Below are 12,579 nucleotides of genomic sequence, written 5' to 3' on the forward strand. Positions count from 1 at the left end.
ATCGATGCACGATGCGACATTGAGGAACCGGTTGGGGCAGTGGCTCGAGCCCTCCCGCCGCAGTGATGTTCCCCCGTTCATGGTGATGGACGTCATGGCCGCGGCAGCCCGAATCGAGGCCGCCGGCGGCCATGTCATCCACATGGAGGTCGGCCAGCCCGCGGCCGGGGCGCCCAGCACCGCGATTGCGGCCGCCCACGCGGCGCTCGAGGCCGGGCGGATCGATTATACCTCCGCACTCGGTATTCCCGGTCTGCGCGAGCGCATCGGGCGCCATTATCGCGATGCCTATGGCTGCGACGTCAGCCCTGACAGGATCGTCGTGACCACCGGCTCCTCCGGCGGGTTCATCCTGGCCTTCCTGTCGATGTTCGAGCCGGGCGACCGCGTCGCGGTGACGGTGCCGGGCTATCCGCCTTATCGCCATATCCTCACCGCGCTCGGTTGCGAGCCGGTGCTGATCGAGACCACAAACGAGACGCGCCATGCGCTCACCGGCGAGGCGTTGCTCGCGGCGCATCGCAAGATGCCGTTGAAGGGCGTGCTGGTCGGAAGCCCCGCCAATCCGACGGGGACGATGATGTCCCGCGAAGCGCTCGCCGGCTTGATGGCGGCCGCCGAAGACGCAGGCATCCGGTTCATCTCGGACGAGATTTATCACGGGCTCGACTATGCGTTTCCGGCGGTCACCGCGGCCGCGCTCTCCGAGCACGCACTCGTGATCAACTCGTTCTCGAAATATTTTTGCATGACCGGCTGGCGTGTTGGCTGGATGGTCGTGCCCGAAATTCTGGTGCGGCCGATCGAGCGGCTGCAGCAGAACCTATCGATCTCGGTGCCGTCGCTGTCACAGATCGCGGCAGAGGCCGCCTTCGACGGCGCAGCCGAGATGGAGACGATCAAGCACGGCTATCAGGAAAACCGGCGAATTCTGATCGAGGGATTGCCGAAAGCCGGCCTGAGCAAGTTCTTGCCGGCCGATGGTGCATTTTATCTGTATGCCGACGTCTCGGACTTCACCTCCGACAGTTTCGAGTTCGCCAAGCAGATGCTGGAACAGGCACGCGTTGCGGCCACGCCCGGCGTCGATTTCGATCCCGTTCACGGCCGATCGTTCATTCGCTTTTCTTATGCACGCTCGCCCGGGGAGATGCGCGAGGCAGTTGACCGGATCGCTCACTGGCTTAAATAGCCGCCAGTTTTCGACCACCACCGGAGTTCAACTTGTCTGACCGATCTGTCTCGACCGCTGCTGCGCCACATTCTTCTCTCGCCGCATTGATGTGGCCGACCCGGCCGGGCGAAACCGTTGGCGCGATGCGTGCCGTCGTGCTGGTTGCGCTCGGCACCGCTTTGATGGCGCTATCAGCCAAGGTCAGCCTGCCGCTGCCCTATGTCCCGATGACATTACAGACGCTGGTCGTGCTGATGATCGGCGCGGCCTATGGCTGGCGCCTTGGCAGCGCAACCATGATCGCCTACCTCGCCGAGGGCGCGCTTGGCGTGCCGGTATTCGCCGGACCGGTGGGTGGGATTGCACCGCTGGTTGGCCCGACCGCGGGCTATCTGTTCGGCTTCGTCGCTGCCGCTTTCGTGACCGGCTGGCTCGCCGAGCGCGGCTGGGATCGCAGCGTGGCGCTGCTGTTTGCAGCGATGGCGGTTGGCCATATCGTCATTCTGGCCGCCGGGTTCGGCTGGCTGGCGTTCGGCCTCGGGCTGGGCGTTGGAAAAGCCTGGCAGGTCGGCATCGTGCCGTTCATTGCAGCTTCGCTGGTCAAGAATGCGCTTGGCGCGACGTTGATGCCGGCGGCGCGCAGGCTGATCGAGCGTCGCCGGTAAAGCGCGCAAAGAGTTCGCGGTTCCAATTGACAGGGCCGGCCAAGTTGATCTTGGCTGGCCCAGCGTTTTGAGGGGGAGTGAAACAATGACGACGACAACGATGGCGGAGGCGCCGATCGCGCCGCCCGCAGCAAAGCCGTGGTACAAGGTTCTCTACGTCCAGGTGCTGATCGCCATCGTGCTCGGCGCCATCGTCGGCTGGCTGTGGCCACAGTTCGCAACCAACGAATGGATCAAGGCGCTCGGTGACGGTTTCATCAAGCTGATCAAGATGGTGATCGCCCCGATCATCTTCTGCACCGTGGTCTCCGGCATTGCCCACATCCAGGACGCCAAGAAGGTCGGCCGCATCGGCGTCAAGGCGCTGGTCTATTTCGAGGTCGTCTCGACCTTCGCCCTGGTGATCGGCCTCGTCGTCGGCAATCTCGTCAAGCCGGGCGCAGGCTTCGGCAATGCTGCGGCGAGCGAGGCGGCCGTTGCGAACTACGCCAAGCAGGCCGCCGGCCAGAAGTCCGTCGACTTCGTGCTGCACATCATTCCGGACACCGTGGTCGGCGCCTTCGCGCAGGGCGAGATCCTGCAGGTGCTGCTGTTCTCGGTGCTGTTCGGCTTCGCCATCATGAGCTTAGGTGAGCGCGGCCACACCATCCGCAGCTTCATCGACGATGCCGCGCATGCGGTGTTCGGCGTCATCTCGATCGTGATGCGCGCGGCACCGATCGGTGCGTTCGGTGCGATGGCCTACACCATCGGCAAGTTCGGGACCGGTGCGATCCTCAACCTGATCGGTCTGATCGCGACCTTCTATGCCACCGCGGCGCTGTTCGTGTTCGTCGTGCTCGGCATCATCGCGCGACTGGCCGGCTTCTCGATCTTCAAGTTCCTGGCCTACATCAAGGACGAGCTGCTGATCGTGCTCGGCACCTCCTCCTCGGAGAGCGCGCTACCGTCCATGATGGAGAAGCTGGAGCGGCTCGGCTGCTCCAAGTCGGTGGTCGGTCTGGTAGTGCCCACGGGCTACTCGTTCAACCTCGACGGCACCAACATCTACATGACGCTGGCGACGCTGTTCATCGCGCAGGCGCTCGGCGTCGATCTCAGCTTCAGCCAGCAGCTCACCATCCTGGTCGTGGCGATGCTGACCTCGAAGGGCGCCTCCGGCATCACCGGCGCGGGCTTCATCACGCTGGCGGCGACGCTGGCCGTGGTCGATCCGCGCCTCGTGCCGGGCATGGCGATCGTGCTCGGCATCGACAAGTTCATGAGCGAGTGCCGCGCGCTGACCAATCTTTGCGGCAACGGCGTGGCCTGCGTGATCGTCGCCTGGTGGGAGGGTGAGCTCGACCGCGACAAGCTCAACGCCAACCTCTCCAAGCAGATCGATCCGACCGACATGGAGACGGCGATCACGACGGACTGATCTGGACCTGACGGCGCGAGCTGCGCTGTCAGACCTTGAAGTCATAGGGCTGGTCGAGATGCTCGATCAGCCCTTTTTCTTTCGGCTAGAACCGCTCCGGCCGGTACGGCATCGGATCAATCGCAGGCGTCTCGCCGCTCATCATCTCGGCGAGCAGGCGCCCGGTCGCGGGTCCGAGGGTAAAGCCCTGGTGGCCGTGGCCGAAATTCATCCAGAGGCCGGGATGCTGCGGAGCTTGCCCGAGCACCGGCAGCATGTCGGGCGTGCAGGGGCGGGTGCCAAACCACGGATCCGGCTCGACGCGCTTGCCGAGGTCGATCAGCTCGCGTGCGGATGCTTCGGCGCTCGCAAGCTGCACGGGCGTCGCGAGTGCATCCGGGCTCGTCAGCTCGGCTCCGGTGGTGATGCGAATGCCCTTGGCCATCGGCCCCATGGCATAACCGCCGGCCTTGTCGATCAGCGGCAGGTCGAGCGAAGCGCCGCCGCTGTAATGCATGTGGTAGCCGCGCTTGCGCACCAGGGGAATGCGATAGCCGAATTTGTGGAGGAGATCGGGCGACCACGGCCCGAGGGTCACGACGGCGTTGGCGGCGTCGAGACGCCCCTGGTCCGTATCGACCGACCAGCCGGTCGCGGTCTGCCGCAGCGACTGCGCATCGCCGAGCACAATGGCGCCGCCGCGGCGCTCGAAAAGCTCGGCATAGGCCGTGACCAGCGCGCCGGGATCGGACACGGTCCAGGTGTCGAGCCAATGGATCGCGCCGGGAAGATCGTCGCGCAGGACCGGCTCGACCCTGGCAAGCTCGCTGCCGGAGAGCACGCGAAAATTCACGCCGAACTCGCGGCGGTCTTCCTCCGCCGTCTTGATCGCCAGATCGAATGAAGCGGCATCGCGATGCAGCATGCGATAGCCGGCGCGGCGGATGAGATTGTCGGCATGGGCTTCGCGAATGAGGATGTCGTGCTCGCTCGTCGCGTAGGCGATCAGCCGCGCCCATGCCTCGACCGCCTCGCGATGGCGCTTCGGGGCCGAATGCCACCAGTAGCGGAGCAGGGGCTCGATATGGAGATGAAGCGACGACAGGCTGTAGCGCACATCGTTGGTGCGGCCGGTCGCGATCTTCAGCAGCGTCGCAAGGTCGCGCGGCATCGGATAGGGGCGGACCGCTTCGGCCTGGATCATCCCGGCGTTGCCGTAGCTGGTCTCGCGGCCCGGCTCCCTGCGGTCGACGAGCCTGACGGCCCAGCCGCGCTGCTGGAGGTGCAGCGCCGCGCTCACGCCGATCATGCCGCCGCCGAGAACAATTGCGCTTTGCATTGGAACTGACCTCGCCAAATCAAAAAACGCCCGGCTTGACCCGGGCGTTTTCTCTTGAGTGTTCGGCTTTATTCACCGCCGCCGAAGCGGCGCGACCACCAGCCGGCGCGGCGTGGCGCCGCCGGTGTTTCGCTTGCCGGTTCCGGCACGGGTTCAGCTGCCGGCGGGGCGGCCGGCTCAGGCGCCTGCGCAACCGGGGCTGCGGGCTCGATCGGGCTGCTCGACAGGAAGCTCACCTTTTCCCGGACCGTGGAGCGGCGCCGCGCGGTCTTGTCGTCGGCGGGCTCTTCCTCCGCGGCAACCGGCTGAGGCTGGGCCGGCACCGCCTCGGTCTGCACCTCGGCGCGCGGCTCAGGCTGCGAGACCTCAGGCTCAGCGGTGTGTTCGGCCTGGGCAATCGAGGGCGCAGCCTCGCCGCCGAAGCCGTCGAAATCGGCGACTGCGTCGGACGCTTCCGACGGCGCATTTGCCGCGAGCTCGTCGCTGATGGAGCCGGCGAGACCGTCCTCGCCGCCACCACGCCGACGGCGTCCGCCGCGGCGACCACGCCGGCGGCGACGGTCACCGCTGCCCTGCTGCTCGCCGCGGGCCGCCTGTTCCTCGCCTTCTTCGCCATCCTGCTCGGACTCGGCATCCTCTTCGCCTTCGCCGGCCGCAACGGCCGCCTCGGGGAGGGCGGCAGGGCTATCCTCACGCAACTCGCCGTCGCGCTGGCCACCGCGGCCGCGCCGGCGACGGCGGCGCTTGCGGCGCTGGCCGTCCTGCTCGGAAGCTGCCTCGCCCGCAGCCTGCTCCTCGGTGAGACCTTCGGTCTCCTCGGTTTCGACCTCGGATTCGAGTTCGGAATCGAATTCCTCGTCGTCATAGGCGTCTTCAACGATCGGCGGCGGGCTTGCTGCCGCCTGCGCCGCCAGCAGCGCCTTGGCGGCTTCCAGCGTATGGACCTGCTCGCCGCGGTCGATGAGATAGGCCTGCGGCCCGCTGACGCTTGCGTCGGCGATGACCGACAGCGTCACCTTGAAGCCGTTCTCGAGATCGCGCAGATGGCCGCGCTTGTGGTTCAGCACATACAGCGCGACGTCGGTGCGGGTGCGGACCACGAGATTGTGGGTCGCGCCCTTCATCAGGATCTCTTCGAGGCCGCGCAGCAGCTGCAGCGCCACCGAGGACACCGAGCGGACATGGCCGGTGCCGCCGCAATGCGGGCACGGATCGGTCGAGCTCTCGAGCACGCTGGCACGGATGCGCTGGCGCGACATCTCGAGCAGGCCGAAATGCGAGATGCGGCCGACCTGGATGCGCGCGCGGTCCTGCCGCAGGCAATCGGACAGCTTGCGCTCGACCGCACGGTTGTTGCGCTTCTCGTCCATGTCGATGAAGTCGATGACGATCAGGCCGGCGAGGTCGCGCAGGCGAAGCTGGCGGGCGACCTCTTCGGCCGCCTCCAGATTGGTCTTGAGCGCGGTGTCCTCAATATGGTGCTCGCGGGTCGATCGTCCCGAGTTGACGTCGATCGAGACCAGCGCCTCGGTCTGGTTGATCACGATGTAGCCGCCGGAACGCAGCTGCACGGTCGGCGAGAACATCGCGTCGAGCTGGCTCTCGACGCCCATGCGCGAGAACAGCGGCTGGCCGTCGCGATACTGCTTCACCGCACTGACATTGGCGGGCATCAGCATCTTCATGAAGTCGCGGGCTTCGCGGTAACCGGCTTCACCGGCAACCGAGATCTCGTCGATCTCCTTGTTGTAAAGGTCGCGCAGCGAGCGTTTGATCAGCGAGCCTTCCTCGTAGACGAGGGTCGGGGCCTGCGACTTCAGCGTCAGGTCGCGCACCGTCTCCCACATCCGGATCAGGTATTCGAAGTCGCGCTTGATCTCGGGCTTGGTGCGGGCGGCGCCGGCGGTGCGCAGGATGATGCCCATGCCCTCGGGCACGTCGAGATCCTGCACCACTTCCTTCAGGCGCGAGCGGTCCTGAGCGCTGGTGATCTTGCGGCTGATGCCACCACCGCGTGCGGTGTTCGGCATCAACACGGCATAGCGGCCGGCGAGCGAGAGGTAGGTGGTCAGCGCCGCGCCCTTGTTGCCGCGCTCTTCCTTGACGACCTGCACCAGCATCACCTGGCGGCGCTTGATGACTTCCTGGATCTTGTACTGGCGGCGCGGGCGGAAGGTGCGCTCCGGCACTTCCTCCAGCACGTCGTCGCCGCCGACGGATTCAACGACTTCCTCTTCGGCTTCCTCGCCGTCTTCGTCCTCGTCCTCGTCGTCTTCGCCGGTTGTTTCCGCAGCCTCGGCATGCGGCGCCTCGGCGCTCTCGACCGCAGCATACACGGCATCGGCAGGTTCAGCGGCGGAGCTCACGGCCTCAGCCAGAGCTTCCGCATGCGCTTCGGGGGCGGCGGTCTCCTGCAGCTCGGCAGCGACCACGGGCTCGGCGCCAATCGTTGCGACAGGCCCGGGCGTCTCGTCGGCGTGATCGTGGTCGTGATGATCATGTTCGCCATCGTGACCATGGTCATGATCGTGAGCGTGAAGGTGCCCGTCATCATGGGCATGATGATCGTCGTGATCATGCTCGCCATGATCATGATCGTGGTGATCGTGAGCTTCGTGCTCGCCGTGATGCTCTGTGTCGGCGTGCAGATGCTCGCCTTCGTGCAGGGCGCCCTCGGCGTGCTCCGGCAGCGCCGCGCCTTCGATCGGCTGGGCCGCGGGATCTGCGCCTTCGACGATGTCGCTGCGCACGCGCTCGCCATGACCGCGGCGGCGGGCGTTGCGGTGGCGCGAACGGCGACGGCCGTGGGAGCGGTTCTCGCTCTCTTCCTCGGCCTCGCGATGGGCCTGTTCCTCGGCCTCGATCAGTGCCTGACGGTCGGCGACCGGGATCTGGTAGTAGTCGGGATGGATTTCGCTGAAGGCGAGGAAGCCGTGGCGGTTGCCGCCATATTCGACGAAGGCGGCCTGGAGCGAGGGTTCGACCCTTGTGACCTTGGCGAGGTAGATATTCCCGCGCAGTTGCTTGCGTTGCGCGGTCTCGAAATCAAACTCTTCGACGCGATTGCCGCGGACCACGACGACCCGGGTCTCTTCCGGGTGGGTGGCATCGATCAACATCTTGTTGGGCATGTCTTAACTCTTGGCGGCGGCGGGCGCGATTCACCGTGGGCGCGAGCTGCGCTGCCGGGTGACGCGACGGTCCACCTGATTCGGGGGTGAGGGGAAGGCCGAAACGCCGTCTCTCGCGCCTTGCCGAACCGGAAGCTTCAGGACCAAGGCGGCGCGCGGGATTTTCACTCCGCAGCGTCGCGAATGATCCTTCAGAATTCGTCGGCACAGTCTGGCGCATCAAGCGTCGGCCCGTATGAAACATTGGGCGGCGAGGCCGCCCTTCAATCAGTTGCTGCTGGCCAGGCATGGCGCGAGCGCGCTCGCCTTGAGGATCACGAACCGCTCCCCTGGGATCAAGGGACCGGGTAATGGGTTACGTCGCTGTCAGAACTGTCCCGGTAACGCGAGAGGTAACCCAGGACCGTCCGCCGCCGGCGCTTGACCCGCTCCACCTCGCTGCCGCGCACCGCGCTGGTCTTAGAGGGGAACGGAAAAACGCTGGAATTCCCAAACCTTGAGAGTTCCGGCGCTGCACCGGGAGGCTGAATGCGACACAACCGGAAATATCGGCCGTCAGCATTCCGTACATACGAGGAATGAGCCATCGGTGCAAGGGAGCGTCGCACGGCGGTCACAGTCAGCGAGTTTCGCGTTTCTGTCATTAAGGATCAATTAACCCTGTGGTTCTATTGCGTTAAAAGGGCTGCTCGGAGGCACGGAATCGGTGGCGAGCCGCACAAATCAACGGGTTTTGCTGGGATGCGCACTTCTGTGCGCCGCAGCGTTGCCGTGCGCTGATTCCTCGCGCCTGAGCGCTGCAGAAAGCCAGGCGCAACCCACTGTTGCGGTAGCGAATTTTCCAGTCGCCTCCGCCGCCCGGCTGGCCGGCGACGGCAAGCAGACCCGCTTCATTCTCGACATCGACCAGACCGTTACCTTCCGTGCGGTCACGCTCGCAGACCCGTACCGGGTCGTCGTTGACGTGCCGCAGGTCAATTTTCAGCTGCCCGCGGGCACGGGGGTCGGGGGGCGCGGCCTGGTCAAGGCCTTCCGCTACGGGCTCGTCATGCCCGGCGGCTCGCGAATCGTCTTCGACCTGACGGGACCGGCCCGGATCGCCAATTCCTATGTGCTGGAGGCGGCCAACGGCCAGCCGGCCCGGCTCGTGCTGGAGCTGGAGGAGGTCGACCGGACCGCCTTCGTGCAGTCGCTCGCACCCGAGAACCGCCCCGAGCTGCGACCCACGATCGCCGAGGCGCAGCCTGCAACGGCTCCCGCGACGACAACCCCGGACACGGCGCAGCAGAAGGCCGATGGCCGCCCGGTGGTCGTGATCGATCCCGGCCATGGCGGCATCGACAACGGCACGCAGTCGAGCGGTGAGAGCGAGAAGAACCTGGTGCTGGCCTTTGGACTGGCGCTCCGCGACAAGCTGGAGAAGGCCGGCAAATACCGTGTGGTCATGACGCGGGACGACGACACCTTCATTCCCCTCAATGACCGCACCAAGATCGCCCGGAATCTGAAGGCCGCCTTGTTCGTCTCTATTCACGCTGATGCGCTGCCCCGTGCCGAGGGCGATGCGCAGGGCGCGACCATCTATACGCTGTCCGACAAGGCGTCTGACGCCGAAGCCCAGCGGCTGGCGGACGCGGAAAACCGGGCGGACGCGATCGCAGGCTTCAACCTCGCCGAGGAGCCGACCGACGTCGCCGACATCCTGATCGACCTCACGCAGCGGGAAACCCGCACCTTTTCAAACCGTTTCGCCCGTCTTCTGATGGGCGAGATGAAGTCGACGGTGCGGATGCACAAGCATCCCCTGAAGTCGGCGGGTTTCCGGGTGCTGAAGGCGCCCGACGTGCCCTCGGTGCTGGTCGAGATCGGTTATGTCTCAAATAAGGGCGACCTCGAGCATCTGGTCTCCGAGGGCTGGCGGTCGCGTGCCGTGGGCTCGATGGCGCAGGCGATCGACGGGTTCTTGACCAAGCGGATGGCCACGGCGGGATCGTCAAATTGACGACCGCCGGATCGTCAAATTGACGACCGGGGGGATCGTCGCATTGAAAGGGTTTTTCCGTCCCGCCGCAAAAGCCCTAGTTTGGCCACAGCCGGCGCTTTATAAAAATGCCGCAGGGGGTTCCGGAATCGGAGAGAATCCCGCTCGGCAAGCGTCTAAAGTCCGGCACTGATGGTATTGCGTAAGCCGGTGAATTCGTGACGTGAAGATTGGCCCCTGTTTGGGTGCCAAGGGGCTGATACTGAGCTGATCCAGAGATTGAACGGATAAACACATAATGCGCTTGCTGGTGCGGTTCATGGGCTTCCTGTTCGCCGCGGGAACGGTGGTGTTCCTTGTTGGTGTCGGGGCCGTGGCAGGCCTGATCTGGCATTTCTCCAAGGACTTGCCCGACTACTCTCAGCTTCAGGATTACGAGCCGCCGGTGATGACCCGCGTGCACGCGGTCGACGGCTCGCTGCTCGGCGAGTACGCCAAGGAGCGGCGGCTGTATTTGCCGATCCAGGCGGTGCCGAAGCTCGTGATCAACGCGTTCCTCGCGGCCGAGGACAAGAATTTCTACGAGCATGGCGGCATCGACTACACCGGCATGGCGCGCGCGGGCGTGGTCTACATCCAGAATTACGGCTCGAACCGGCGTCCGCAGGGTGCCTCCACCATCACCCAGCAGGTCGCCAAGAACTTCCTTCTGACCAACGAGGTCTCCTTCGCCCGCAAGATCAAGGAAGCCTTGCTCGCGATGCGGATCGAGAAGACCTACTCGAAGGACAAGATTCTCGAGCTGTATCTGAACGAAATCTATCTCGGTCTGGGTGCCTACGGCATTGCTGCCGCCTCGCTGGTCTATTTCGACAAGTCGGTGAACGAGCTGACGGTGGCGGAAGCGTCCTATCTGGCCGCGCTGCCGAAGATGCCGGCGACGCTGCATCCGGTCCGCAACCGCGACCGCGCCATCGAGCGCCGCAACTACGTCATCGACCGTCTGGTGGAGAACGGCTGGATCAAGCAGGCCGATGCCGACAAGGCCCGCAAGGAGCCGCTGGCCGTCACCAACCGGTCCAACGGCGCCCACACCTTCGCCGGCGAATATTTTGCCGAGGAAGTCCGCCGCGACATCTTCGAGCGCTACGGCGAGAAGAAGCTGTATGAGGGCGGTCTGTCCGTCCGCACCACGCTGGATCCGAAGATCCAGGTCATGGCGCGCAAGGCCATGGTCTCGGGCCTCGTGAACTATGACGAGCAGCAGGGCTATCGCGGCGCCATGAGCAAGCTCGATATTTCGGGCGATTGGGGCGTCAAGCTCGCTGAGATCAAATCGCTGTCCGACATCTCGCCGTGGCGCATGGCGGTGGTGCTGGAGACCAGCGACCAGTCGGCGCGGATCGGCTTCCAGCCGAACCGCGAGCTTGGCGGCGCCGTGAGCAAGCAGCGCGAGACCGGCATTGTCACGGTTGACGGCGTGCGGTGGGCGCGAGCCGTGCAGGGCGGAACCAAAGGCAAGACGCCGACGGCGGTGTCGCAGGTGCTGCAGCCCGGCGACGTCATCTATGCCGATCCGCTCTACAAGGATGGCCAGCCGGTCGAGGGCCAGTACCGGTTGCGCCAGATCCCCGAAGTGTCCGGCGCGATGGTGGCGATGGATCCCTGGACCGGCCGCGTGCTCGCCATGGTCGGCGGCTTCTCGTTCGACCAGAGCCAGTTCAACCGCGCCACTCAGGCCTATCGGCAGCCAGGTTCGTCGTTCAAGCCGATCGTCTATTCGGCCGCCCTCGACAACGGCTATACACCCTCGACCGTCGTGCTCGACGCCCCCATCGAAATCGACCAGGGGCAGGGCGCCGGCGTGTGGCGGCCTGAAAACTTCTCCTCGGGCAAATTCCAGGGACCGGTGACGCTGCGCAACGCGCTGCGGCAATCGCTCAACACCGTGACGGTGCGGCTGGCGCAAGACATCGGCATGCCCCTGATCGGCGAATATGCCCGCCGTTTCGGTGTCTATGACGAACTGCCGAACTATCTCTCCTATGCGCTGGGCGCCGGCGAGACGACGGCGATGCGTATGGTCACGGCGTACTCGATGCTCGCCAATGGCGGCCGCCGGGTGAAGCCGACGCTGATCGATCGCATCCAGGACCGCTACGGACACACCATCTTCAAGCACGACCAGCGTGAATGCCGCGGCTGCGACGCGCCGGGCGGCTGGAAGAACCAGGCCGAGCCGCAGCTGATCGACCGCCGCGAGCAGGTGCTGGACTCCATGACCGCCTATCAGATCACCGAGCTGATGGAAGGCGTGGTGCAGGCCGGTACGGCCACGGTCATCAAGGAAGTCGGCAAACCCGTCGCCGGCAAGACCGGCACCACCAACGAGGCCAAGGACGCCTGGTTCGTCGGCTTCTCTCCCGACGTCGCCGTCGCCATCTATATGGGCTACGACAAGCCGCGTCCGCTGGGTAAAGGCAATGCCGCCACCGGCGGCCATCTGGCCGCTCCCATCGCGCGCGATTTCCTCAAGCTCGCGCTCGCCGACAAGCCCGCCGTTCCGTTCAAGGTGCCTGCCGGCATCAAGCTCGTGCGCGTCGTCTCCAAAACCGGCATGCGCGCCGGCCCCGGCGAGACCGGCGGAACCATTTTGGAGGCCTTCAAGCCGGGCACGGCGCCGCCGGATAATTATTCGGTCATTGGCGTTGCCGACGCTGACGGGCGTGGCGGCGGCATGCCGGCCTCGCAGCAGCAGCAGCCGGATTCCGGCTTCTTCATGCAGCCGGGCACCGGCAGGCTGTACTGAGGCTAGAACAATAGGGACGTTATTCGCGTCAGCGGTTGCGCTTTGCAGCCGCCGCCGCTACATCCCCCACTCAATTGCACG

7 protein-coding genes are annotated in these 12,579 nt (G+C 65.4%); 5 read left to right on the forward strand and 2 right to left on the reverse strand.

The window, feature by feature from the left end; genetic code table 11:
• Positions 1-4 precede the first annotated feature (4 nt).
• The 3 genes from GGD65_RS00735 to GGD65_RS00745 all read left to right on the forward strand — a co-directional run bounded on the left by GGD65_RS00735 (position 5) and on the right by GGD65_RS00745 (position 3,259).
• A complete protein-coding gene (locus GGD65_RS00735; protein ID WP_183234152.1) occupies positions 5-1,192 on the forward strand; it encodes a pyridoxal phosphate-dependent aminotransferase in 1,188 nt (395 codons plus the stop codon).
• Between the two features lie 89 nt (positions 1,193-1,281).
• Complete coding sequence (locus GGD65_RS00740; protein ID WP_092262049.1) at positions 1,282-1,839, forward strand: biotin transporter BioY; 558 nt, start codon at positions 1,282-1,284, stop codon at positions 1,837-1,839.
• An 85-nt stretch (positions 1,840-1,924) separates the two neighbouring features.
• Complete coding sequence (locus GGD65_RS00745; RefSeq protein ID WP_018323010.1) at positions 1,925-3,259, forward strand: dicarboxylate/amino acid:cation symporter; 1,335 nt, start codon at positions 1,925-1,927, stop codon at positions 3,257-3,259.
• An 85-nt stretch (positions 3,260-3,344) separates the two neighbouring features.
• Here the strand turns inward: GGD65_RS00745 and GGD65_RS00750 are convergent, their stop codons facing one another.
• Together GGD65_RS00750 and GGD65_RS00755 are read right to left on the reverse strand one after the other, a co-directional pair.
• On the reverse strand, positions 3,345-4,577 hold the full coding sequence (locus tag GGD65_RS00750; protein ID WP_179730593.1) for an FAD-binding oxidoreductase: 1,233 nt from the start codon (positions 4,575-4,577) through the stop codon (positions 3,345-3,347).
• A 68-nt stretch (positions 4,578-4,645) separates the two neighbouring features.
• Complete coding sequence (locus GGD65_RS00755) at positions 4,646-7,708, reverse strand: ribonuclease E/G (RefSeq protein ID WP_183234153.1); 3,063 nt, start codon at positions 7,706-7,708, stop codon at positions 4,646-4,648.
• A 706-nt stretch (positions 7,709-8,414) separates the two neighbouring features.
• On the opposite strand from GGD65_RS00755, the gene GGD65_RS00760 reads away from it, so the two are divergent.
• Complete coding sequence (locus GGD65_RS00760) at positions 8,415-9,710, forward strand: N-acetylmuramoyl-L-alanine amidase (RefSeq protein ID WP_018323013.1); 1,296 nt, start codon at positions 8,415-8,417, stop codon at positions 9,708-9,710.
• Between the two features lie 277 nt (positions 9,711-9,987).
• Complete coding sequence (locus GGD65_RS00765; protein WP_018323014.1) at positions 9,988-12,498, forward strand: penicillin-binding protein 1A; 2,511 nt, start codon at positions 9,988-9,990, stop codon at positions 12,496-12,498.
• Positions 12,499-12,579: the final 81 nt, after the last annotated feature.

It is taken from the genome of Bradyrhizobium sp. CIR18 (assembly GCF_014198295.1).
Classification (GTDB): domain Bacteria; phylum Pseudomonadota; class Alphaproteobacteria; order Rhizobiales; family Xanthobacteraceae; genus Bradyrhizobium.

Coding starts and splice junctions, on each gene's coding strand:
- GGD65_RS00750 (WP_179730593.1), bottom strand. CDS start 4,577: ATGCAAAGCGCAATTGTTCTCGGCGGCGGCATGATCGGCGTGAGCGCG.
- GGD65_RS00765 (WP_018323014.1), top strand. CDS start 9,988: ATGCGCTTGCTGGTGCGGTTCATGGGCTTCCTGTTCGCCGCGGGAACG.
- GGD65_RS00755 (WP_183234153.1), bottom strand. CDS start 7,708: ATGCCCAACAAGATGTTGATCGATGCCACCCACCCGGAAGAGACCCGG.
- GGD65_RS00740 (WP_092262049.1), top strand. CDS start 1,282: ATGTGGCCGACCCGGCCGGGCGAAACCGTTGGCGCGATGCGTGCCGTC.
- GGD65_RS00735 (WP_183234152.1), top strand. CDS start 5: ATGCACGATGCGACATTGAGGAACCGGTTGGGGCAGTGGCTCGAGCCC.
- GGD65_RS00745 (WP_018323010.1), top strand. CDS start 1,925: ATGACGACGACAACGATGGCGGAGGCGCCGATCGCGCCGCCCGCAGCA.